This window comes from Pseudomonas sp. 2995-3 (assembly GCF_002742565.1).
GTDB lineage: Bacteria > Pseudomonadota > Gammaproteobacteria > Pseudomonadales > Pseudomonadaceae > Aquipseudomonas > Aquipseudomonas edaphica.
On record NZ_LJSB01000125.1, the window covers coordinates 182594 to 204315 of the forward strand.

General features: G+C 60.3%; 22 protein-coding genes. 12 read left to right on the forward strand and 10 right to left on the reverse strand.

Annotated elements, in window-relative coordinates:
- Nucleotide 1 precedes the first annotated feature (1 nt).
- From livM to AOA62_RS05930, 5 genes are all read left to right on the forward strand, one after another.
- Nucleotides 2-1279 (forward strand): high-affinity branched-chain amino acid ABC transporter permease LivM, encoded by a 1278-nt coding sequence (gene livM / locus AOA62_RS05905; protein WP_017136077.1) that lies wholly within the window; start codon nt 2-4, stop codon nt 1277-1279.
- The gene (locus tag AOA62_RS05910; RefSeq protein WP_017136078.1) at nt 1276-2151 is read left to right on the forward strand and encodes an ABC transporter ATP-binding protein; all 876 of its coding nucleotides are present in this window, start codon (nt 1276-1278) and stop codon (nt 2149-2151) included. The genes livM and AOA62_RS05910 overlap by 4 nt, the downstream gene beginning before the upstream one ends.
- The gene (locus AOA62_RS05915) at nt 2148-2864 is read left to right on the forward strand and encodes an ABC transporter ATP-binding protein (RefSeq protein ID WP_069786861.1); all 717 of its coding nucleotides are present in this window, start codon (nt 2148-2150) and stop codon (nt 2862-2864) included. Before AOA62_RS05910 ends, AOA62_RS05915 begins: the two co-directional genes overlap by 4 nt.
- An 800-nt stretch (nt 2865-3664) precedes the next feature.
- The gene (locus tag AOA62_RS05925) at nt 3665-4432 is read left to right on the forward strand and encodes an SDR family oxidoreductase (protein WP_017136080.1); all 768 of its coding nucleotides are present in this window, start codon (nt 3665-3667) and stop codon (nt 4430-4432) included.
- Between the two features lie 257 nt (nt 4433-4689).
- On the forward strand, nt 4690-5595 hold the full coding sequence (locus AOA62_RS05930; RefSeq protein WP_099548107.1) for a cation diffusion facilitator family transporter: 906 nt from the start codon (nt 4690-4692) through the stop codon (nt 5593-5595).
- A 102-nt stretch (nt 5596-5697) separates the two neighbouring features.
- Here the strand turns inward: AOA62_RS05930 and AOA62_RS05935 are convergent, their stop codons facing one another.
- The 5 genes from AOA62_RS05935 to ureE form a co-directional block, all read right to left on the reverse strand.
- Nucleotides 5698-6807: an AGE family epimerase/isomerase gene (locus AOA62_RS05935; RefSeq protein ID WP_099548108.1), complete on the reverse strand. Its 1110-nt coding sequence runs from the start codon at nt 6805-6807 to the stop codon at nt 5698-5700.
- A gap of 171 nt (nt 6808-6978) precedes the next feature.
- On the reverse strand, nt 6979-7551 hold the full coding sequence (locus tag AOA62_RS05940; RefSeq protein ID WP_017136797.1) for a HupE/UreJ family protein: 573 nt from the start codon (nt 7549-7551) through the stop codon (nt 6979-6981).
- Between the two features lie 23 nt (nt 7552-7574).
- Nucleotides 7575-8189 carry an urease accessory protein UreG gene (ureG, locus tag AOA62_RS05945; RefSeq protein ID WP_017136796.1) on the reverse strand — a complete coding sequence of 205 codons (615 nt, stop codon included), beginning with the start codon at nt 8187-8189 and terminating at the stop codon, nt 7575-7577.
- A 9-nt stretch (nt 8190-8198) separates the two neighbouring features.
- Nucleotides 8199-8873: an urease accessory protein UreF gene (locus tag AOA62_RS05950; RefSeq protein WP_099548109.1), complete on the reverse strand. Its 675-nt coding sequence runs from the start codon at nt 8871-8873 to the stop codon at nt 8199-8201.
- On the reverse strand, nt 8870-9370 hold the full coding sequence (gene ureE / locus AOA62_RS05955; RefSeq protein ID WP_017136794.1) for an urease accessory protein UreE: 501 nt from the start codon (nt 9368-9370) through the stop codon (nt 8870-8872). Before ureE ends, AOA62_RS05950 begins: the two co-directional genes overlap by 4 nt.
- Before the next feature lie 339 nt (nt 9371-9709).
- On the opposite strand from ureE, the gene AOA62_RS05960 reads away from it, so the two are divergent.
- On the forward strand, nt 9710-10198 hold the full coding sequence (locus AOA62_RS05960; RefSeq protein ID WP_017136793.1) for a C40 family peptidase: 489 nt from the start codon (nt 9710-9712) through the stop codon (nt 10196-10198).
- A gap of 6 nt (nt 10199-10204) precedes the next feature.
- Here the strand turns inward: AOA62_RS05960 and AOA62_RS05965 are convergent, their stop codons facing one another.
- Nucleotides 10205-10837 carry a TetR family transcriptional regulator gene (locus tag AOA62_RS05965; protein WP_017136792.1) on the reverse strand — a complete coding sequence of 211 codons (633 nt, stop codon included), beginning with the start codon at nt 10835-10837 and terminating at the stop codon, nt 10205-10207.
- 164 nt (nt 10838-11001) lie between these two features.
- The gene (locus AOA62_RS05970) at nt 11002-11412 is read right to left on the reverse strand and encodes a hypothetical protein (RefSeq protein ID WP_099548110.1); all 411 of its coding nucleotides are present in this window, start codon (nt 11410-11412) and stop codon (nt 11002-11004) included.
- Nucleotides 11413-11758: 346 nt separating this feature from the next.
- Between AOA62_RS05970 and AOA62_RS05975 the strand changes: the two genes are divergently transcribed.
- Nucleotides 11759-13825 carry an AsmA family protein gene (locus AOA62_RS05975; RefSeq protein WP_099548111.1) on the forward strand — a complete coding sequence of 689 codons (2067 nt, stop codon included), beginning with the start codon at nt 11759-11761 and terminating at the stop codon, nt 13823-13825.
- Between the two features lie 204 nt (nt 13826-14029).
- Here AOA62_RS05975 and AOA62_RS05980 read toward each other — a convergent pair whose 3' ends face one another.
- The gene (locus AOA62_RS05980; RefSeq protein ID WP_017136789.1) at nt 14030-14560 is read right to left on the reverse strand and encodes a bacterioferritin; all 531 of its coding nucleotides are present in this window, start codon (nt 14558-14560) and stop codon (nt 14030-14032) included.
- 201 nt (nt 14561-14761) lie between these two features.
- Here AOA62_RS05980 and AOA62_RS05985 point away from each other — a divergent pair, with 201 nt between their 5' ends.
- On the forward strand, nt 14762-15652 hold the full coding sequence (locus AOA62_RS05985) for a triacylglycerol lipase (protein ID WP_099548112.1): 891 nt from the start codon (nt 14762-14764) through the stop codon (nt 15650-15652).
- 113 nt (nt 15653-15765) lie between these two features.
- Here AOA62_RS05985 and AOA62_RS05990 read toward each other — a convergent pair whose 3' ends face one another.
- A complete protein-coding gene (locus AOA62_RS05990) occupies nt 15766-16653 on the reverse strand; it encodes a DMT family transporter (RefSeq protein ID WP_099548113.1) in 888 nt (295 codons plus the stop codon).
- 98 nt (nt 16654-16751) lie between these two features.
- Between AOA62_RS05990 and AOA62_RS05995 the strand changes: the two genes are divergently transcribed.
- The 3 genes from AOA62_RS05995 (at nt 16752) to AOA62_RS06005 (ending at nt 19120) form a co-directional block, all read left to right on the forward strand.
- Entirely contained in the window at nt 16752-17540 is a 789-nt protein-coding gene (locus AOA62_RS05995; RefSeq protein ID WP_017136786.1) for a helix-turn-helix transcriptional regulator, read from the forward strand.
- A 72-nt stretch (nt 17541-17612) separates the two neighbouring features.
- Nucleotides 17613-17915, forward strand: coding sequence for a PsiF family protein (locus AOA62_RS06000; protein WP_017136785.1), 303 nt, complete (start codon nt 17613-17615; stop codon nt 17913-17915).
- Between the two features lie 191 nt (nt 17916-18106).
- Nucleotides 18107-19120: an AI-2E family transporter gene (locus AOA62_RS06005; RefSeq protein WP_017136784.1), complete on the forward strand. Its 1014-nt coding sequence runs from the start codon at nt 18107-18109 to the stop codon at nt 19118-19120.
- 123 nt (nt 19121-19243) lie between these two features.
- On the opposite strand, the gene AOA62_RS06010 is transcribed toward AOA62_RS06005, so the two are convergent.
- The gene (locus tag AOA62_RS06010) at nt 19244-20518 is read right to left on the reverse strand and encodes an Hsp70 family protein (RefSeq protein ID WP_099548114.1); all 1275 of its coding nucleotides are present in this window, start codon (nt 20516-20518) and stop codon (nt 19244-19246) included.
- A gap of 238 nt (nt 20519-20756) precedes the next feature.
- Between AOA62_RS06010 and AOA62_RS06015 the strand changes: the two genes are divergently transcribed.
- Nucleotides 20757-21695, forward strand: coding sequence for a DnaJ C-terminal domain-containing protein (locus AOA62_RS06015; RefSeq protein ID WP_017136782.1), 939 nt, complete (start codon nt 20757-20759; stop codon nt 21693-21695).
- Nucleotides 21696-21722 lie beyond the last annotated feature (27 nt).

Consider the following 21722-nt stretch of genomic DNA (forward strand, 5'->3'; position numbering starts at 1 on the left):
CATGTCTGCTGCCAAATCTATCGATATCAAGAAAAGTGTGGTCGATACGGTCCTTGCCGGGCTGATTTCGTTGATCGTGTTCGGCCCGATCGTCGGCGTGGTCCTCGACGGCTATAGCTTTAACCTCGAGCCTGCGCGGGTGGCCACGTTGGTCGCCATCGTGATGGCCGGGCGCTTTGCCTTGAGCCTGTTCCTGCAAACCCCCAAGGGCGTGAAGATCCTGCAGGGTTTCGAGAGCAGTGGCTCCGGCGTGCACGTGTTGCCGCCGGACTACAAATCGCGGCTGCGCTGGATCATCCCGGCACTGATCGTGATCGCGATCGTGTTCCCGATCTTCGCCAACAAGTACCTGCTGACCGTGGTGATTCTCGGGCTGATCTACGTGTTGCTCGGCCTTGGCCTGAACATCGTGGTGGGCCTGGCCGGTTTGCTCGACCTGGGTTACGTGGCGTTCTACGCCATCGGCGCCTACGGCCTGGCGCTCGGTTATCAATACCTGGGCCTGGGCTTCTGGAGTGTGTTGCCCCTGGCGGCCATCGCTGCCGCGCTGGCGGGCTGCATACTCGGGTTCCCGGTGTTGCGAATGCACGGTGACTACCTCGCCATCGTGACCCTGGGCTTTGGTGAAATCATCCGCCTGGTGCTCAACAACTGGCTGTCGTTCACCGGTGGCCCCAACGGTATGCCGGTGCCTTCGCCGACTTTTCTCGGCCTGGAGTTCGGGCGCAAGGCCAAGGATGGCGGGATTCCGTTCCACGAGTTCTTCGGCATCGATTACAACCCCAACATCAAGTTCATGTTCATCTACATCGTGCTGTTCCTGGTGGTGCTGGCCGTGCTGTACATCAAGCACCGCCTGACCCGTATGCCGGTCGGCCGCGCCTGGGAAGCCTTGCGCGAAGATGAAATCGCCTGCCGTTCCATGGGCCTGAACCATGTGCTGGTCAAGCTTTCGGCGTTCACTATCGGGGCCTCGACTGCGGGGCTGGCCGGGGTGTTCTTTGCCAGCTATCAGGGCTTCGTCAACCCGTCGTCGTTTACCTTCTTCGAGTCTGCGCTGATCCTGGCCATCGTGGTGTTGGGCGGCATGGGCTCGACAGTCGGTGTGGTGATTGCGGCGTTCGTCTTGACCGTCGCGCCGGAGTTGCTGCGCAGCTTCTCCGAATACCGCGTGCTGCTGTTTGGCGTGTTGATGGTGGTGATGATGATTTGGCGGCCACGCGGGCTGATCCGCATCAGCCGAACCGGTGTGACCCCACGTAAAGGAGTGGCGCCATGAGCAAAGAAGTCGTCCTCTCAGTGGAACACCTGATGATGCACTTCGGTGGCATCAAGGCCTTGAGCGATGTGAGCCTCAAGGTCAAACGCAACTCGATCTTCGCCCTGATCGGCCCCAACGGCGCGGGCAAGACCACGGTGTTCAACTGCCTCACCGGCTTCTACAAAGCCAGCGGCGGCAAGATCGAACTGAACATTCGTGGCAAGCAGACCAACGTGATCCAGTTGCTCGGCGAACGCTTCAAGGCCGTCGACTTTGTATCGCCAAAAAGCTTCTTCAGCCGCGTGTACTACAAGATGTTCGGCGGCACCCACCTGGTCAACCGCGCAGGGTTGGCGCGGACCTTCCAGAACATTCGCCTGTTCAAGGAAATGTCGGTGCTGGAAAACCTGCTGGTGGCCCAGCACATGTGGGTCAACCGCAACATGCTGGCGGGCATCCTCAACACCAAGGGCTACCGCAAGGCCGAAAGCGATGCCCTCGACCACGCCTTCTATTGGCTGGAAGTGGTGGACCTGGTCGATTGCGCCAACCGCCTGGCCGGTGAGCTTTCCTACGGCCAGCAACGCCGCCTGGAAATCGCCCGCGCCATGTGCACCCGGCCGCAGATCATCTGCCTGGACGAACCGGCGGCGGGCCTCAACCCGCAGGAAACCGAAGCCCTCAGCGCGATGATTCGCCTGCTGCGCGACGAACACGACCTGACAGTGGTGCTGATCGAACACGACATGGGCATGGTGATGAGTATTTCCGACCACATCGTGGTGCTCGACCACGGCAACGTGATCGCCGAAGGCGGCCCGGACGCGATCCGCAACGACCCGAAAGTGATTGCCGCCTACCTGGGCGCAGACGAAGAGGAGCTGGTATGAGTGCACCTATCCTCGAAATGAAGGACCTGGACGTGTTTTACGGCCCGATCCAGGCCCTGAAAAAAGTCTCGCTGCACATTAACGAAGGCGAAACCGTGAGCCTGATCGGCTCCAACGGCGCGGGTAAATCCACGCTGCTGATGTCGATTTTCGGCCAGCCGCGCGCCGAGTCCGGGCAAATTCTGTACAACGGCGTCGACATTACCCACAAGTCGTCCCACTACATCGCCTCCAACGGCATTGCGCAGTCGCCGGAAGGGCGGCGGGTGTTCCCCGACATGACCGTCGAGGAAAACCTGCTGATGGGCACCATCCCGATTGGTGACAAGTATGCGCAGGAAGACATGCAGCGCATGTTCGAGCTGTTTCCTCGGCTCAAGGAGCGGCGCACCCAGCGCGCAATGACCATGTCGGGTGGCGAGCAGCAAATGCTCGCCATCGCCCGCGCGCTGATGAGCCGGCCCAAGTTGCTGTTGCTGGACGAACCGAGCCTGGGCCTGGCGCCCATTGTGGTGAAGCAGATTTTTGCCACACTGCGCGAGCTGGCGGCCACCGGGATGACTATCTTCCTGGTGGAACAAAACGCTAACCACGCGCTGCGTCTGTCGGACCGGGCGTATGTGATGGTTAACGGCGAGATCCGCCTGACGGGCACCGGTAAGGAGTTGCTGGTGAACGAGGAAGTGCGCAACGCCTACCTCGGCGGGCATTGATCCCTGCCCCTGATCGTTCCCACGCTCTGCGTGGGAATGCCTCTTGTGACGCTCCGCGTCACGCTTGGGGACGCGGAGCGTCCTTTGCTGCATTCCCACGCGGAGCGTGGGAACGATCATCCACAGGTGTTTTTGGGGTGTTTTCAGTGCTCCCGCCAAATTGTGGAAAACAAATCCAGAGACCCTCCAAAGCGCGACATATAGCCGCCGCAAATCCCTGTTTTGTCACAGTTTTGACTTGTCCCCATCCGCTGTGGAACCGGCTGTGGGTAACGTGGGAGTAGCTGGCTGCAAGCCTTTAAAAACGGGGCTTGCAGCGTGGTGGTTGTTTATTGATCAGCCAGTTTTTGGTGGCCTGCCGAGGGCTTTGTCAACCTGTTTAAAGACACAGGTATATGACTGATTTATGTCGGAACAGCCTGTGGATAAGTCTGTGACTAAACTCTGGAAAGACGGCCGCAGAGGCCGGAATGACTGGCCTGGAGCCATCGTTCGGATTTTCCCTCTTGCCATTGGGCTACATACGCCTTGGCCAAGGTCAAGCAAAAAACTTTCTGAAATCGTCTGCAAGCCTTGTATAGAGCGGCTTGGCGCTTTTTACACTTGCCCCCAAAGACTGTGGGCGCAGTTGTGGATAACCTGCGTGCATATGGCTGCACGCCACGTTCTATAAGGCTTTGCCTGATGTGATCAAAAAACAACCAGCCGTGTATGAAGTTATACGCTTAGCGGTTGCTGCAATCGCGGCGTAAGGGCATTCTGCTGGCTGTTTTTTTTCCGATGCCCGCAAGGAGAACACCATGTCCGACACGCTGTTTATTACTGGCGCCACCTCTGGTTTTGGCGAAGCTTGCGCCCGTCGTTTTGCCGACGCTGGCTGGAAACTGGTACTTACCGGCCGTCGTGCTGACCGTTTAAATGCCTTGGTCGAAGAGCTTTCCAAGCAGACCGAAGTGCATGGCCTGGTGGTGGACGTGCGTGACCGCAAGGGTATGGAAGAGGCCATCGCCAACCTGCCGCCGTCGTTCGCCAAGCTACGCGGGCTGATCAACAACGCCGGCCTGGCCGTGGGCACCGACCCTGCGCCCAAGTGCAGCCTCGACGATTGGGAAACCATGGTCGACACCAACATCAAAGGCCTGCTGACCACCACCAACCTGCTGTTGCCGCGCCTGATCGCCCACGGCCGTGGCGCCGGCATCATCAACCTGGGGTCCATCGCCGGCAACTACCCGTACCCGGGCAGCCACGTGTATGGCGGCTCCAAGGCGTTCGTGAAGCAGTTCTCGCTGAACCTGCGTTGCGACCTGCAAGGCACCGGCGTGCGCGTGACCAACATCGAGCCTGGCCTGTGTGAGAGCGAGTTCTCGCTGGTGCGCTTTGGCGGTGACCAGGCGCGTTATGACGCGACCTATGCCGGTGCCGAGCCGATCCAGCCGCAGGACATTGCCGACACGATCTTCTGGGTGATGAATACCCCGGCGCACGTGAACATCAACCGGTTGGAGCTGATGCCGGTGAGCCAGACCTGGGCTGGGTTTGCGATTGAGCGTGGGGCCAAGGGCTGAAACTGATTGTTGTTGTTGTTGTTGTTGTTGTTGTTGTTGTTGTTGTTGTTGTGGCGAGGGAGCTTGCTCCCGCTGGGCTGCGCAGCGGCCCCAAAATCTTAGGGCCGCTTCGCGCCCCAGCGGGAGCAAGCTCCCTCGCCACAAGGTTTTCCAGTGTCTCAGAAGGCGTCAAATCGGCCAAAACAGGACATAAGGTACACTCCACGCCTGAAAACCCCTCCGCACTGTGCGGTTTAAAGGTTTTGACGGGAGGAAATGTGAGTAACCGAGGTGAGCAGGCACTGCTCAAACAATCGACGATTCTGATGTTCGCGGTCGCGATCGCCGGGATTGTCACGGGTGTGATATCTGGCGCCCAGTCCATTCTGTTCGACGGCTTTTTCTCGCTGATCGCCACCGCCATCAAGGTGCTGATGCTGATCACGGCCAAGCTGATCGCCAAGAAAAGCAACGAGCGTTTCCAGTTCGGCTACTGGCACCTGGAACCGATGGTGCTGCTGATCGAAGGCAGCTTCTTGTTGTTGATCGCGATCTACGCGTTTCTCAACGGTGTGTTCGGCATCATCAATGGCGGGCGTGAGATTGAGTTGGGACTGGTGATCGTCTACGCGGCAGTGTTTACCGTGGTCGAGTTTGCCTACTTCTTCTATGTGCGCTATCGCAATCGCAAGCTCAAATCTTCACTGATCCAGTTCGACAACATCAGTTGGCTGGTGGACGCGATGCTGTCGGTGGGCTTGCTGATCAGCTTCCTCGCTGCGCTGTTGCTCAAGTCCCAGGGCTATGGCGAGTGGGCGGTGTATGTCGACCCATTGATCCTGATTCTGCTGGCCCTGAGCATGCTGGCGCCGGCGTTCAAGATCCTGCGCCCGGCGTTGCGTGAGGTGCTGGGCATTGCCCCGGACCACTTGGATGACAAAGTGCGCGAAGTGATGGATGCCGCCCAGGCCAGGCACGGTTTTGATGACTACGTGTCTTACGTGCAAAAGCACGGGCGGGCGCGGTTTATCGAGATTCATGTGGTGTTGCCGGCCAATTACCCGGTGGCTAACGTGGCGACGCTTGATGGGCTGCGTGAGGAGATATCCACAGGGTTGGGTACGCCGGATGCGGCGCGCTGGCTGACGATCAGTTTTACTGGGGATCGCAAGTGGATTGCATGACAGTCAGGTAGACCGCTATCGCAGGCAAGCCAGCTCCCACATTTGACTGTGTTCACACATCAAAATGTGGGAGCTGGCTTGCCTGCGATGAGGCACTAAAGGTCAACCCAGATGCTGGATCAGGCCCTGATAGCAGGTCGCCAAGTGATACGGTGTAGTCGACGGCATATCCCGCCGGCTCACTGCGCCCTTGGCATCCAGGCATTCATGCCAGCCTTTCTCATGCAAAAAGTTCTGCTGCAGCGCCAGCAATTGGCGTTGCAACACCGCTTCACTGCCCGGCCGCAAGGTCAGCGCCCGCAGGTATTCAGCCTGTGCCCAGATCCGTTGCGTGCCGTCGCGCACGCTGCCATCCAGCGCGAGCATGCCGCTGACCGCGCCACTTAACTTATCCACACCCTTAAGCTCTGCATAGGCAAATGCCCGCGTCAGCGAGGCATGCAAGGGTGTGCCGCGCAGTACCTCTGAAGAGTCGAGCAAAAAGAACCACTCGAACTGGTGTCCCGGCTCAAACCAGTTATCCACAGCGCCCAGCGGTTTTTCCATCATCACGCCGTGCTGGCGGTCGATGAAGCGCTTCTGCAGGGCGGTGGCGAGGTCCAGCAACGCATCCTGGGTGATCGCGTCTTCACGCACGGCCAGGGTGGCGAGGAAACCTTCGGCCAGGTGCATCAGTGGGTTTTGCAGTGGGCCGGACTTGAGCGATGACCAGTTGCGCTCCAATACGGCTTCGTACAGGCCGTCGCCGGTGGCGAAACGTTCGGCGACCACGGCCAGGGCCGCATCGAGTACCGACTCCACCAACGGCTCGCGTACTTTGGCCCAATAGTGGGCGCAGGCGAAGATGATGAAAGCGTGGGTGTAGAGGTCTTTGCGCTTGTCCAGCGGTTTGCCGTGGGCGTCGATGCTGTAGAACCAACCGCCGTGTTCGGCATCATGAAAATGCCGTTGCAGCGAACGAAACAGCGCCGCTGCACGCTCTTCGGCAAACGCTGCACCCGGCTCGCCGATCAGGCTGGCGAACAGGTACAACTGCCGGGCGCAGGCCATGGCGCGGTAGCGTTGCGGGGGCAATGGCTGGTGATTGGCGTCCACGGCCTCGTAGGGCAACGCCAACTCGGCGTTCCAGCCCGGGCCTTGCCACAGCGGCACGATCAGGGTGTGGAAGTGCGTGAGCACGGCATTCAAGGAAGGATGGGAAGCAATGGGCATCGGCTGGCGTCGTCACGGCAGAGGTGTAGGCGCGCATGGTAGCAGGCTTGAGTTCTGTGGTGTTTGTGCCACCGCCATCGCAGGCAAGCCAGCTCCCACCTTTGGATCTGTGAACACAGTCAAAGGTGGGAGCTGGCTTGCCTGCGATGGTGCCCTCAGCAGCGCCGCCAATCAGCCCGCCAGCAACCAAACCCCGGTTGCCGCCGAAGCTGCCCCGGCAACCCGTACCAGCGGCGCCGCAGCAGCCGGCAGGAAACGCACCACCGCATACCCGGCAGCATGCAGCGCCGCCGTCGCGGCCACAAAGCCGGCCGCATACGCCCACGGGCTGGACATGTCCGGCAGCTCCAGGCCGTGCGCCACGCCGTGGAACAGCGCAAACAACGCCGTCGCCGCCACCGCCACAAACAACGGCGGCCGCACTGCCAGCGCTACCGCCAAGCCCAGCGCCAGTACCGAGGCAGCAATCCCGCTTTCCAGCGCCGGCAGTTCCAGGCCTTCAAAGCCGAGCAGGCCGCCCACCAGCATGGTGCCGACAAACGCGCAAGGCAGTGCCCAGCGCGCCTTGCCTTGTTGCTGCGCGGCCCACAACCCAACCGCGACCATGGCCAGTAAATGATCAATACCGCCCAATGGGTGGCTGATACCGGCCACCAGACCATTATCGCCATGCCCGGGGTGAGCGAAGGCAAGGGCCGGTGCCAGCAGCAGGGCGGCGGTTGCAAGAATTTTGTTGAGTCCCATACAGGCTCCTTTTGGGGGTGTGATCAGGCTGCAGTCAGCAAACCCTGACGTTCGATAAAGGCGACGATTTCATCCAGGCCGATGCCGGTTTTCTGGTTGCTGAACACAAAGGGCTTACCGTTGCGCATGCGTGTGGTGTCGCTGTTCATCAGTTCCAGCGAGGCGCCGACCAGGGGCGCCAGGTCGATCTTGTTGATGACCAGCAAGTCGGATTTGCAAATACCGGGCCCGCCCTTGCGCGGCAGCTTGTCACCGGCAGACACATCGATCACGTAGATGGTCAGGTCTGACAGTTCCGGGCTGAACGTGGCCGACAAGTTGTCGCCGCCGGACTCCACCAGGATCAGGTCCAGGCCGGGGAAGCGGCGGTTGAGTTGGTCCACTGCTTCGAGGTTGATCGAGGCATCTTCACGAATCGCCGTGTGCGGGCAGCCGCCGGTTTCCACGCCGATGATGCGCTCGGGCGCCAGTGCCTGGTTGCGCACCAGAAAATCCGCGTCTTCGCGGGTGTAGATATCGTTGGTGACCACCGCTAGGTTGTAGCGGTCGCGCAGCGCCAGGCACAGCGCCAGGGTCAGGGCGGTCTTGCCGGAGCCCACTGGGCCGCCGATGCCGACACGCAAAGGTTGTGTGTTCATGTAGGTCTCCTAGGAACGGAACAGGCGGCTGTATTGGCGCTCATGGGCCATACACGCCAGGGACAGGCCGAACGCGGCGCTGCCGAAATGGGGAGGGTCGATGCGTGCCGCGTCCTGCTGGGCTTGTTGCAACAGGGGCAGCAATTGGCTGGTCAGGCGTTGGGCGGCTTGCTGGCCCAGCGGCAGGGTTTTCATCAGCACCGCCAATTGGTTTTCCAGCCAGCTCCACAGCCACGCGGCCAGGGCGTCATCGGGGTTGATATGCCAAGCGCGGGCGGCCAAAGCCCAGCCCAGGGCCAGGTGGGGTTCATCACGTTGGGCCAGAAAGTGGCGCGCGGCGTCGTCCAGCTCCGGTAAACCGTTGAGCAGCTGTTGCAGGGAATAGCCCATTTGGCGACTTTCCTGATACAGCTCGCGGGTCTCGCGGCTGGCGCGGTGCTCTTCGCACAGCTGCGCCAAATGCGGCCAATCCTGTTCGGCGGCGGCGCGGCAATGGGCGAGCAACAGCGGCGCTTCAAAACGGGCGAGGTTGAGCAGCAACTGGTCGCTGATCCAGCGCCGGGCGCTGGCTGCATCATTGACGCGGCCGTTATCCACCGCCATCTCCAGGCCTTGGGAATAGCTGTAGCCACCAATCGGCAATTGCGGACTGGCCAGACGCAACAGCGCCCAGGCTGGGTTCATAGACGCACGCCGAACTGGTGCAGTTTGGGCGGGTAATTGAAGTCTTCATCGCCATGACGCGAATGATGATGGCCACCGCCATAGGCACCGTGTTCCGGCTGGAACGGAGCCTCGAGGGTTTGCGTGGTGGCGCCGAGCTGTTCGAGCATGGCTTTGAGTACGTAGTCATCGAGCAGGCGCAGCCAGCCGTCGCCGACTTGCAAGGCCACATGGCGGTTGCCGAGGTGATACGCCGCGCGGGTCAGTTCAAAGGCGTTGCTGCAGGTCACGTGCAGCAGCTGTTCAGGGCGGGCGACCACGCGTACCACGCGCCCGTCTTCCGCTTGCAGGCATTCGCCATCGTGCAGCGGCGGCTGGCCACGCTCCAGAAACAGGCCGACGTCTTCGCCGTCGGCACTGAAACAGCGCAGGCGGCTTTTGCTGCGGGCTTCGAAGTTCAGCAGCAGTTCGGCGGCCCAGAGGGCTTGGGGGGCGATTCGGCGGTGGATCACCAGCATCAGGAGGCTTCCAGCTATGAGCGATAAATGAGCTAGAGCAAGGGGCTTGCCAACCGTGTGTATGGGCGGGAAATCCCTGTAGGCAAGCACGGACATGCCACCGAATAGGGCGTCAGCCAATGGCGGTAGCGCTTCAAATTGGTGCGCTATTGGATTTATAGCACTGGATGGGGGCGCTTTTCGTTGAGAACCGTTGCGTGAAGGATGAAATTTCCTTCACCTGTTTCGCACTGGATTTTTCTCGGATTTGTCCTACGTGATTGAAGGATTTGCCGTTCAAAAAGTTACGCGCTGTTTCATTACGATGTGCGCCGTGTTTAATCCTCTGCGACGCCGATCATGTTCAAAGTATTTTTGGTTTCACTTATTCTCAGCTTGTCCTGCGCCGTCATACCGGCCTCTGCCAATTTAAAAGCGCCTGTGGCCTTCGAACCCTCCGCCACCATCGACAACGTGATCGATCGTGCCCATGAGTTGCTCGGCACGCCGTATAAAAGCGGCGGTACCAAGGTTAACCAGGGGTTTGATTGCAGCAGCTTCCTGGTCTACCTGTTCAAGACCGAAGCCAATATCCGCCTGCCGCGCACCACCACAGAAATGCATCGATCAAGCGCCGCGACTGTTCAGCGCGAGGCGCTCAAGCCCGGCGACGCGGTATTTTTCAAAGGCAATGGGCGCGGACAGGTCAGCCATGTCGGCCTTTATATCGGCAAGGGCAAATTCATCCACTCGCCCAGCACCGGCAAACGCGTGCGTATCGATTCATTGAGCAACAGCTACTGGAAAAAGCACTACACCACCGCCAAGCGCTTCCACACGGCGGGCTGACCGGGCTTATTCGGTGCTGCCCAGCCCTTGCCAATGCTTGAGGCCGATAAAGATAAAGCGCAGTTGCTGGGTGATTTTCGCCTGGGGCGTAAGGTGGGCAGGCAGGGCCTGGGCCGGTGGGTCGATGATGTCGGGCAGGGTGGCGAACACACTCTTGACGATCAGGTCGGCCATCACATGTAAGCCGTCGGCATCCAGGTGCTGGAGCTTGGGCATCAACGTAAGGTCGGCAGCCAAGTCGCTGGTGATGTCTTCACGCAGCGCCCCGATGGCTTGGCGCACGGCCAGGCAGCCACCGTATTGTTCGCGGGCCAGGAATAGGAATTGCGAACGGTTGGCTGAAACCACGTCCAGAAAGATCCGCACGGAGGCATCAATGATGCCGCCCATCACGAACTCGTTGTGACGGACCAGGCGAATGGTGGCGCGGAAGGTCTGGCCGACTTCACTGACCAGCACGAGCCCCAGCTGGTCCATATCCTCAAAGTGACGATAGAACCCGGTCGGTACAATCCCGGCGGTCTTGGCCACTTCGCGCAGGCTCAGGCTGCCGAACCCACGGCCACACTCCATCAGATGGCGGGCTGCGTCCATCAAGGCGAGGCGGGTCTGTTGCTTCTGTTCGGCGCGGGGCAGCATTGGCGGGCGGGCTTTGTCGGCAAGTACAGCGACGCACTCTAGCAAAACAGCTTCAGCTACGTCGAACTTGGCGGGGTGTTGGGGTGTGATGCAGTTCAGATAAGCGTCAGATAAAAGCAAAAGCCCGATCTTCAGATCGGGCTTTTTTCTCGGCCACCACGGGGTTAGCTCTGTGCTTGATGCAGTTCTTGCAGACGGTCAGCACCGCCTTCAACAACGCCTTCGGTGTAAGCGCGTTTGTGGGCTTGCTCAGCACCGCCTTCTACCAGGCCTTTTTGTTCCAGGCGATCACGGCCACCTTCAGCAACGCCTTCGGTGTAAGCACGTTTGTTGGCTTGTTCAGCGCCACCTTCTACCAGGCCTTTCTCTTCCAGGCGGTTGCGACCGTTTTCAGCAACGGCGCCTTTGGCGTAGTCACGGTTTTCGTCTTCTTGCGAACCGCTGCGGGCCAGGGTCTGGCTCGACTGAACGGCTTGAGCTTTGTTCTGTGGGGTAGCTTGTTCAGCGGCTGGCAGGGCAAATGCGCTGGAAGCCAGGACCGACAGCAGAACAGTAGCGAGTATTTGGCGTTTCATGATGGGTTGCTCCTTGGGAGGGCGATAAAGTGGGTACAGGGCTAATGTTACTCTCGAGAAGTCGATATAAAAGTTCATAAACACAATGGTAATAATCAACAGAATTGATTGTTCCCCGCAGAGGCTCTAGAACGCGCCTCTCAAGCCCGCGCTTTTGCACCGTGGTGGGTATTTTCGACACGAACCTGGGTAACAATGGTGCGCTGTCGATGATGAAAACTGTCTTGTCGATCAGGAATGTGGCTTTTTGCGACTAAATCGCTGATCGGGTTAAACCCCCCGGCGGTTTGCCAGTCGTAGCCTTATAAGCTTTAGTTTTGCTATCTGTGTTGAGGAGTCCTGTGCAATGACGCGCACTCGTAAAATCGTGTTTTGGAGCTGCGCCAGCTTCGCTGTGTTAATCGCTATCGTGGTCTTGGTGCTGGTGTTCTTTGATTGGAACCGCATCAAGCCGCCGCTCAATGCCAAGGTCTCCGAAGAATTGCATCGCCCGTTTGCCATTAATGGCAACCTCGCCGTGGTGTGGGCGCGCGAGGCCGATGAAGGCGGTTGGCGTGCCTGGGTGCCGTGGCCGCACGTGATTGCCGAAGACCTGACCCTGGGCAACCCGGACTGGTCAAAAAAACCGCAGATGGTCACGCTCAAACGCGTTGAGCTGCGCATCTCGCCCCTGGCGCTGTTGGCTCAGCGCGTGGTGATCCCGCGTATCGACCTCACCGAGCCAAGCGCCGACTTGCAGCGCCTTGCCGACGGTCGCGCCAACTGGACCTTCAAGTTCGACCCCAAAGACCCCAACGCCGAGCCTTCCAGCTGGGTGGTGGACATCGGCTCCATCGGTTTCGACAAGGGCCACGTGACCCTCGACGACCAAACCCTCAAGACCCAGTTGGATGTGATCATCGACCTGCTTGGCAAGCCGATTCCCTTCGGTGAAATCGTCGGCGACGCGGATGCCAAGAAGGCCCTGGAAAAAGGCTCGGCGCCGCAGGACTACGCATTCGGCCTCAAGGTCAAAGGCCAGTACCACGGCCAGAAACTCGATGGCACCGGCAAGATAGGCGGGCTGTTGGCCTTGCAGGACGCGGCCAAGCCGTTCCCGCTGCAAGCGCAAGTGAAAATCGCCGACACCAGCATCGCACTGGCCGGCACCCTGACCGATCCGCTGAACCTTGGCGCCCTGGACCTGCGGTTGAAACTGTCCGGTAGTAGCCTGGGCAACCTTTACCCGCTGACCGGCGTGACGCTGCCCGATTCTCCGGCCTATTCCACCGACGGCCATCTGATCGCCAAGCTGCATGAGGCCAGCGGCGCGTCATTCACCTATGAAAACTTCAACGGCAAGATCGGCAACAGTGATATCCACGGCAACCTCAGCTACGTCGCCAGCCAGCCACGCCCCAAGCTCAGCGGTACGCTGGTGTCCAACCAACTGCTGATGACCGACCTTGCACCGTTGATCGGTGCCGACTCCAACGCCAAACAGAAGGCCCGTGGTGGCGAGAGCAAGCAACCGGCGACCAAAGTGCTGCCGGTGGAAGAGTTCCGCACCGAGCGCTGGCGCGACATGGACGCCGACGTGGAATTCACCGGCAAACGTATCGTGCACAGCGCCGACTTGCCGTTCACCGACCTCTACACCCACTTGGTTCTCAACGATGGCGAGCTGAGCCTGCAACCCCTGCGCTTTGGCGTGGCGGGTGGCAAGCTGGATGCGCAGATTCGCTTGAACGGGCGCATCACGCCAATGGAAGGCCGTGCCAGGTTGACTGCACGCAACTTCAAGCTCAAACAGTTGTTCCCGACGTTCGAACCGATGAAGACCAGCTTTGGTGAGCTCAACGGCGACGCTGATATTTCCGGGCGCGGCAACTCCGTGGCGGCCTTGTTGGGCACCTCCAACGGTGACCTGAAAATGCTGATCAATGACGGCGCCATCAGCCGCGGCCTGATGGAAATTGCCGGGCTCAACGTGGGCAACTACGTGGTGGGCCGCTTGTTTGGCGACAAGGAAGTGAAGATCAACTGCGCGGCGGCAGACTTTGGCATCAAGACGGGTTTGGCGACGACGCGGCTGTTTGTGTTCGATACCGAGAACGCGATTATCTATATCGATGGCACGGCGAACATGGCGACCGAGCAGTTGGACTTGACCATCACGCCAGAGTCCAAGGGCTTTCGCTTGTTCTCCCTGCGTTCACCGTTGTACGTCAATGGCCCGTTTATCAAGCCTAATGCGGGTGTAAAGGCCGTGCCGCTGATGTTGCGGGGTGCCGGCATGGTCGCGCTGGGTGTGATCGCCGGCCCGGCTGCCGGGTTGCTGGCGTTGGTCGCTCCGAGCGGGGATGAGCCCAACCAGTGCGCACCGTTGCTGCAACAGATGAAGGAAGGCAAGGCGCCGAAAACCGTTAAGTAAGGCGTCCGCTCCTAGAGGGGATGTGACGCAGAGCGTCACTGGATGCATTCCCACGCGGAGCGTGGGAACGATCAGGACCCGGCGCAAAAAAATGTGGGAGCTGGCTTGCCTGCGATAGCGCTGTAACAGTCGATACAGGCACTGACTGTTAGATTGTTATCGCGGGCAAGCCCGCTCCCACATGGGGTTCAGCGGTGAAGCGCGTTACAGGTCCTGCAGAATATCCGCCATGTCATCGGCGTGTTCTTCTTCCTGGGCCAGGATGTCTTCGAAGATTCGACGTGTAGTCGGGTCTTTATCACCGATGTACTGGATGATTTCGCGATAGCTGTCCACCGCGATCCGCTCGGCCACCAGGTCTTCGTAGACCATTTCCTTCAGGGTGTTGCCGGCCACGTATTGAGCGTGGGAGTTCTTCGACAGCAGGTCGGGGTTGAACTCCGGCTCACCGCCCAACTGCACGATGCGTTCGGCCAGTTTGTCGGCGTGTTCTGCTTCCTGGGTGGCGTGCTCCAGGAACTCATCGGCCGCGACACTGGCTTTCAGGCCGCTGGCCATGAAGTAGTGACGCTTGTAGCGCAACACGCAGACCAGTTCAGTGGCCAGCGACTCATTGAGCAGGCGGATAATTTCCTCACGGTCGGCGTCGTAGCCTTCGGTCACGGCACCGTTCTCGACGTGCTGGCGGGCGCGGCTGCGCAGGGTTGCAACGTCGGTCAAGTTTGCTTGGGTCATCTCAATCTCCTGGTGCTAATCCGGTTTTGCGCCACGCTCTGTCGGCGTGATCACTCCAAGTTGTGAGTCCCGGGCAGCGCAAAAAGTTTTATCGGATTTCACACCGCCTGACCGGACACTTCTAAACGGCACAGTCATGGGGCAGTCATGTCGGGTGGTCTAGGATGGCGTTATCGCTTCCCCTACCAGGATGTCCGCCCTATGCCCGATTCCCTCGCCACGCGTTACCCCCTGGTGCTGGTACCCGGCATGCTGGGCTTTGTGCGCGTAGGCTTTTTCCCTTACTGGTACGGGATTGTCCCGGCGCTGCGGGCGGGTGGGGCGCAGGTATTTGCCGTTCAGGTGGCGCCGCTGGATTCCAGCGAGGTGCGTGGCGAGCAGTTGCTGGTACACATTGCGCAGATTCGTCGCGAGACCGGCGCCGACAAGGTCAACCTGATCGGCCATAGCCAGGGCGCGCTCACCGCGCGTTATGCCGCCGCCAGGCGCCCGGAGTGGGTGGCGTCAGTGACGTCGGTGGCTGGCCCCAACCATGGCTCGGAGCTGGCGGACCATATCCACGCCCATTACCCGGCTGACAGCGTGAAAGGCAGGCTCATGAGCGCGGTGTTTCACCTGGTTGCCTGGGTGATGGGCCTGCTGGAAACCGGCTATCGCGGCCCGCGCTTCAAGGCCGATCTAGAGGCTTCGCACCATTCGCTGACCAGTGCCGGTGTGGCGTTGTTTAACCGCCAGTATCCTCAAGGGCTGCCCGCTACCTGGGGCGGGCAGGGCGCCGAAGTGGTCAATGGCGTGCGTTATTACTCGTGGTCCGGCACCTTGCAGCCGGGCAAGACCGATCGTGGGCGCAACCTGCTGGACGGCACGAATCGCAGTTGCCGGTTGTTCGCCCGCAGCTTTGTGCGCGAGAAGGGCCAGTGTGACGGCATGGTCGGGCGCTACAGCTCGCACCTGGGCACGGTCATCGGCGATGACTACGCCCTGGATCACTTCGATATCGTCAACCAATCCTTGGGGTTGGTGGGCAAGGGCGCCGAGCCGATCCGGTTGTTTGTCGAGCATGCGCGGCGGCTGAAGGCGGCGGGGGTTTAACCGGGAGACCGGGTTATCGTTCATCGCAGGCAAGCCAGCTCCCACAGTTGGCCCCATTCCAAAGTTGGAACCCGGTCGAATGTGGGAGCTGGCTTGCCTGCGATAGCGATCTGTCAGGCGACGCCAACCTCACGGCGCACCGGCGTAATCCAGCGCTCCGACAAAATCACCCCACCCAAGGTGAGCAAGCCGCCGACCAAGTGATACATCGCCAGTTTTTCCTTCAGCACCACCGCCGCAATCAATGCGGTAATCAACGGCAGCAAGTTGAAAAACAGTGTGGTGCGGCTTGGCCCCAGGTGTTTCACCGAGTGCATCCACGCCAGTGGCGCCAGCATCGACGCCAGCAGGCACGCGTACAGCACCAGTGGGATATTCGCCCAGCCCAAGCCGGCCTTGGCCGAGAACAGGAACAGCGGAAGCAGCACCACCACCGCCACCAGTATCTGCAAATACAGCAACACCAGCGGCGGCAGGCGCAAATGCCATTTTTTCAGCAAGGTGCTGTAGACCGCGTAGGCCAGGGTGGCGAACAGCATCATGGCGTCACCCAGGTTGAGCCCATGTTGCAGTAACGCGCCGAGGCTGCCGGCTGATACCACTACGACAACGCCTGCGAACGACAGCACTGCGCCGGTCAGCGCGCCGAAGGTGAGGCGTTGGCCGAGGCTGATGATGGCAGCGGTCAGCGACATCAACGGCATCAGCGACAGGATGATGCCCATGTTGGTGGCACTGGTCAGCGTCGCGGCGTAATAGGCCAGGCTTTGATACACCGCCATGCCCAGCACGCCGAGGATGAAGATCTTGCCCAGGTTCGGGCGGATCAGCGCCCAGTTGGCCAGCACCGGCTTGAGCATGAATGGGGTAAACAGCAATGCCGCCAGCAACCAGCGGTAAAAGCCGATTTCTGCGGGGAAGATCGAGCCCACGGCCAGTTTGTTGACCACGGTGTTGCCGGCCCAGATAAAGATGGCCAGCAGGGGGTACGCGTATTGCATCGAAAGAAACCAGGTGTGTTGATGAGCCGCGATTATCCCCCTGTCTGGATAGAAGCCTATACTGCGATCCAGACAACCGACCTTTGTATCCAGACAATATGGCCAGACACACCGTACGCCTCGCGGATTTTCGCAGCCTGCCGAGTCCGGTCTACTTCCGCTACTCCGAATTTGCGCCCGACACCGAGTGTACGCCGCACCGGCATGGCTGGGGCTCGCTGGACTATTCGGCCAATGGCGTGATGCGCATGGAGGTGGCCGGCAGCCGCTTTATGTCGCCTCCGCAGTACGCGGTGTGGATCCCACCCAATACCGAGCACAGCTCCTACAACGCCCAGGCGATTGTGTATCGCTCCGTGGGCCTGGCCCCGGCATTGTGCGCGCAACTCCCGCAGGCGCCGTGCACCTTGGCGATCAGTGACATTCTCAAGGCGATCCTCAGCGATTTTGCCCAGCGTGACGTCAATGTTCCTCAAAGTGAGGCCGATATACGCCTGGCCCAGGTGCTGGTGGACCAGCTCAAACAGGCACCGATGCATGATTGCTTCCTGCCTTACGCGCGCCACCCCGGGCTGCTCGGCGTGCTCGAAGGCATGCAGGCCGACCCTGGCGACAATCGCCCGCTGGCGCAGTGGGCGGAGCAGGTGCATGTGAGTGAGCGCACCTTGGCACGCCAATTTGTGCGCGAGCTGGGCATCAGCTTCGGCGAATGGCGCCAGCGCCTGCGCTATCTTGCCGCCATCGAAGCCCTGGACAGCGACCGCAGCGTGCAACATGTAGCCTTTGACTTGGGTTACAGCACGGCCTCGGCGTTTATCGCCATGTTCCAGCGTCACGCCGGCTGCACCCCGGAGCAGTACCGACGGTCGAATATTCGCGGACGCTGAAGATGTAACAGGTTTTGACTACACTGCTGCGTAGGCCGTGCCCCTTTGGTGCGGTAACAGGGAGAAAACTCCATGAAGATGCTGCGTATTCCGTTGTTGATGATGGGCCTGCTGCTGTGTTCCCAAGGCTTCGCTGCCACAGCCCAGCAAAATAAAATGACCACCTGCAATGCACAAGCGACCACCAAGACGCTCAAAGGTGATGACCGCAAGGCCTTTATGAAGACCTGCCTGTCGGCGCCAGCTGCCAACGATGCCAAGACCCTGACCCCACAGCAGCAGAAAATGAAAGACTGCAATGCCTCGGCGAAAACCAAGGCGTTGGCTGGCGATGCGCGTAAAACCTTTATGAGCACCTGCCTCAAAGGCAGCTAACAACATAGATCCCATGTGGGAGTCGGGCTTGCCCGCGATGCAGACGCCGCGGTGCATCAGCCAGACTGAGGTGATGCCATCGCAGGCAAGCCAGCTCCCACACTGACGGTGTTCGCAATTCAGACCTCTCGCTTGATTCCCTCAAGGCTGGCAGACTGCCCATCCTTTAACGCCGTTCGTTTTGAGGCTGTATGCCAACGTTTTCTCAGCGTCACGTGTTGTTGCTGGTCAGTTGCGTCATCATTTTCGGCGGGCTATTGCTGGTCCTGCCGCTCAAGCTGTTGCCGAGCTTGCTGGCCGGCCTGCTGGTTTATGAACTGGTCAACATGCTTACCCCGCAGTTGCAGCGGCTGATCGAAGGCCGGCGTGCGCGTTGGCTGGCAGTAGCGTTGCTGGGCACCTTGATCGTCAGCGTGTTGACCCTGATCTTTGCCGGCGCCATCAGCTTTCTGCTCCACGAAGCGGAAAACCCCGGGGCTTCCCTGGACAAATTCATGGGCGTGGTCGACCGCGCGCGCGGGCAACTGCCGCCGTTCGTCGACGCCTACCTGCCCGCCAGTGCCGCCGAATTCCGCGTGGCCATCGGCGATTGGCTGAGCAAACACCTGAGCGAGCTGCAACTGGTCGGCAAAGACGCCGCCCACATGTTCGTCACCCTGCTGATCGGCATGGTGCTCGGCGCCATTATCGCCCTGCAGCGAGTGCCCGACCTGACCAAGCGCAAACCCCTGGCGGCCGCGCTGTTCGACCGCCTGCACCTGTTGGTCCAGGCGTTTCGCAATATCGTCTTCGCCCAGATCAAGATTGCCGCGCTCAATACGGCCTTCACTGCGATTTTTCTCGCGGTTGTGTTGCCGCTCTGCGGCATTCACCTGCCTTTGACCAAAACCCTGATCGTGCTGACCTTCCTGGTCGGCCTGCTGCCGGTGATCGGCAACCTGATCTCCAACACCCTGATCACCATCGTCGCGCTGTCGCTGTCGATCTGGGTGGCGGTGGCGGCGTTGGGGTATCTGATCGTGATCCACAAGGTCGAGTACTTCCTCAACGCGCGCATCGTCGGCGGGCAGATCAGTGCCAAATCCTGGGAATTGCTCCTGGCGATGTTGGTGTTTGAAGCCGCATTCGGCCTGCCGGGTGTGGTGGCGGGGCCGATTTATTATGCGTATTTGAAGAGTGAGTTGAAGCTGGCGGGGATGGTTTAACTGGCCCGTTAGCTCGTTCCCACGCTCTGCGTGGGAATGCTGCCCTGGACGCTCTGCGTCCGCTGTTGAAGTCGTGACGCGGAGCGTCACAGGATGCATTCCCACGCGGAGCGTGGGAACGATCTACTCCATTGCGCCGTAACGCTTGCTCGCCTCAATCGCCAGACCGCTGCCGATACTGCCGAAGATATTGCCTTCCACATGCTGTGCATTCGGCAGCATCGCCGAGATGCTGTGGCGCAGTGCCGGAATGCCGCTGGAGCCGCCGGTGAAGAACACCGTGTCCACCTGGGCCACGCTCACCGAGGCATCGTTAAGCAGTTGCGTGACGCTGTTGCGCACACGCTCCAGCAACGCGTCGATGGACGACTCGAACAATGCCCGGCTCAGGTCGACGCTCAGGCCTTTTTCGATGCGGTCCAGGGCCACGTGGCGGCTGTCTTCGTGGGTCAGCTGGATCTTGGTTTCTTCCACTTCCATGGCCAGCCAGTGCCCGGCACGCTGTTCGATCAGCTTGAACAAGCGGTCGATGCCGCCGGTGTCTTCGATGTCGTAGCGCATGCTGCCCAAGGCCAGCTGGGATTTTTGCGAGTACACCGAGTTGATGGTGTGCCAGGTGGCCAGGTTCATGTGGTGGCTGGTGGGCATGTAGGCGCCGCTTTTCATGCGGCTGCCATAGCCGAACAGCGGCATCATGCCTTGCAGGCTCAGCTGTTTGTCGAAGTCGGTACCGCCGATGTGCACGCCGCCGGTGGCGAGGATGTCGCTTTGGCGGTTGTCGTTGTGACGACGGTCCGGCGACAGGCGCACCAGCGAGAAGTCAGACGTACCACCGCCGATGTCGACGATCAGCACCAGCTCTTCTTTCTCGATGGTGGACTCATAGTCAAACGCGGCCGCAATCGGCTCGTACTGGAACGAGATGTCCTTGAAGCCGATCTTGCGCGCCACATCCACCAGCGTGTTTTCGGCTTCCTGGTCGGCCATCGGGTCGTCATCGACGAAGAACACCGGGCGGCCCAGCACCACTTCTTCGAACTCGCGACCGGCGTTGGCTTCGGCGCGGCTCTTGAGCTGGCCGATAAACAGCGCCAGCAGGTCGGTGAACGGCATGGCCGTGCCCAATACGCTGGTGTCGTGCTTGATCAGCTTGGAACCCAGCAGGCTCTTGAGCGAGCGCATCAGCCGGCCTTCGTAGTTTTCCAGGTATTCGTGCAGCGCCAGGCGACCGTATACCGGGCGGCGCTCCTCGAAGTTGAAGAACACCACCGACGGCAGGGTGATCTTGTCGTCCTCCAGCGCGATAAGCGTCTCCTCGCCGGGGCGGATCCAGCCGACGGTGGAGTTGGACGTGCCGAAGTCGATGCCGCAGGCACGGGCTGGGGATGTGTTGTTCATGTCTTCCAGGTTCCGGTTAAAAAACGGCCGCGCAGTGTATGTCACTCGCGCGCAGATGCGTAGGCCGACTATCCGCTAAATCGTGCTTGAAAGTTGGGTATTTGCCCCCACATCTGTTGCATACGGCTAGCGCCGATAACACTTTGACGCACCCCCAGGCCACACCACTCAACAGGTGCAAAGCAGCGCACGTTGTGCCCCGGGCTGTGCGATCTCGATTAAGGATGGTGAACCGCCGATGGATTTCAAAGACTATTACAAGATTCTGGGTGTCGAGCCGAGCGCCGATGACAAGGAAATCAAGGCCGCCTATCGCAAGCTCGCACGCAAGTATCACCCGGACGTGAGCAAGGAAAAGGACGCCGAAGAGAAATTCAAAGACGCGTCCGAAGCCTATGAGGCGCTCAAAAGCGCCGACAAACGCGCCGAGTACGATGAGCTGCGTAAATACGGCCAGCATGGCCAGCCGTTCCAGGGGCCACCGGGCTGGCAGAGCCGTGGTGGTTATGGCGGTGGCCAGGACACGGGCGACTTCTCGGACTTCTTCAGCTCGATCTTCGGCGCGCGCGGCGACGCCTTTGGCGGCGGCCAGCGCCGTCCTACCGGGCGCAAGGGCCAGGATGTGGAGATGCAACTGAGCGTTTCCCTTGAGGAAACGCTGTCCACCGAGTCCAAGCAGATCAGCTTCCAGGTGCCGCAATACGATGCGTCTGGCCGGCATGTCAGCAATACCGTCAAGAGCCTGAATGTGAAGATTCCGGCCGGTGTGGCCGATGGCGAGCGCATCCGCCTCAAGGGCCAGGGCGCACCGGGTGTGGGCGGTGGTGCCAATGGCGACCTGTACCTGATCATCAAGTTTGCGCCGCACGCCAAGTTCGAGGTGGATGGCGAAAACCTGATCATCAACCTGCCGCTGGCCCCGTGGGAGCTGGCGTTGGGCGCGGAAGTCGCAGTGCCGACCCTTACCGGCAAGATTAACCTCAAGGTGCCGGCCGGCAGCCAGAACGGCCAACGCATGCGCGCAAAGGGCCATGGCTTGTTGAACAAGGCCGGGCAACGCGGTTATCTGTTTATCCAGCTCAAGGCTGTGATGCCTAAGGCTGGAGACGATGAGGTCAAGGCATTGTGGCAGGCGCTGGCTGAAAAGGCCGCTTTCGACCCCCGTGAGCACTTCTGAACGAGCTGACCCGATGAGTTTTCGAGC

Coding starts and splice junctions, on each gene's coding strand:
- AOA62_RS05940 (WP_017136797.1), bottom strand. CDS start 7,551: ATGGGACTCAACAAAATTCTTGCAACCGCCGCCCTGCTGCTGGCACCG.
- AOA62_RS05975 (WP_099548111.1), top strand. CDS start 11,759: ATGACGCGCACTCGTAAAATCGTGTTTTGGAGCTGCGCCAGCTTCGCT.
- AOA62_RS06010 (WP_099548114.1), bottom strand. CDS start 20,518: ATGAACAACACATCCCCAGCCCGTGCCTGCGGCATCGACTTCGGCACG.
- AOA62_RS05910 (WP_017136078.1), top strand. CDS start 1,276: ATGAGCAAAGAAGTCGTCCTCTCAGTGGAACACCTGATGATGCACTTC.
- AOA62_RS05965 (WP_017136792.1), bottom strand. CDS start 10,837: ATGCTGCCCCGCGCCGAACAGAAGCAACAGACCCGCCTCGCCTTGATG.
- AOA62_RS06000 (WP_017136785.1), top strand. CDS start 17,613: ATGAAGATGCTGCGTATTCCGTTGTTGATGATGGGCCTGCTGCTGTGT.
- AOA62_RS05990 (WP_099548113.1), bottom strand. CDS start 16,653: ATGCAATACGCGTACCCCCTGCTGGCCATCTTTATCTGGGCCGGCAAC.
- AOA62_RS05925 (WP_017136080.1), top strand. CDS start 3,665: ATGTCCGACACGCTGTTTATTACTGGCGCCACCTCTGGTTTTGGCGAA.
- ureG (WP_017136796.1), bottom strand. CDS start 8,189: ATGAACACACAACCTTTGCGTGTCGGCATCGGCGGCCCAGTGGGCTCC.
- AOA62_RS05935 (WP_099548108.1), bottom strand. CDS start 6,807: ATGCCCATTGCTTCCCATCCTTCCTTGAATGCCGTGCTCACGCACTTC.
- AOA62_RS06015 (WP_017136782.1), top strand. CDS start 20,757: ATGGATTTCAAAGACTATTACAAGATTCTGGGTGTCGAGCCGAGCGCC.
- AOA62_RS05970 (WP_099548110.1), bottom strand. CDS start 11,412: ATGAAACGCCAAATACTCGCTACTGTTCTGCTGTCGGTCCTGGCTTCC.
- AOA62_RS05995 (WP_017136786.1), top strand. CDS start 16,752: ATGGCCAGACACACCGTACGCCTCGCGGATTTTCGCAGCCTGCCGAGT.
- AOA62_RS05950 (WP_099548109.1), bottom strand. CDS start 8,873: ATGAACCCAGCCTGGGCGCTGTTGCGTCTGGCCAGTCCGCAATTGCCG.
- livM (WP_017136077.1), top strand. CDS start 2: ATGTCTGCTGCCAAATCTATCGATATCAAGAAAAGTGTGGTCGATACG.
- ureE (WP_017136794.1), bottom strand. CDS start 9,370: ATGCTGGTGATCCACCGCCGAATCGCCCCCCAAGCCCTCTGGGCCGCC.
- AOA62_RS05980 (WP_017136789.1), bottom strand. CDS start 14,560: ATGACCCAAGCAAACTTGACCGACGTTGCAACCCTGCGCAGCCGCGCC.
- AOA62_RS06005 (WP_017136784.1), top strand. CDS start 18,107: ATGCCAACGTTTTCTCAGCGTCACGTGTTGTTGCTGGTCAGTTGCGTC.
- AOA62_RS05985 (WP_099548112.1), top strand. CDS start 14,762: ATGCCCGATTCCCTCGCCACGCGTTACCCCCTGGTGCTGGTACCCGGC.
- AOA62_RS05915 (WP_069786861.1), top strand. CDS start 2,148: ATGAGTGCACCTATCCTCGAAATGAAGGACCTGGACGTGTTTTACGGC.
- AOA62_RS05960 (WP_017136793.1), top strand. CDS start 9,710: ATGTTCAAAGTATTTTTGGTTTCACTTATTCTCAGCTTGTCCTGCGCC.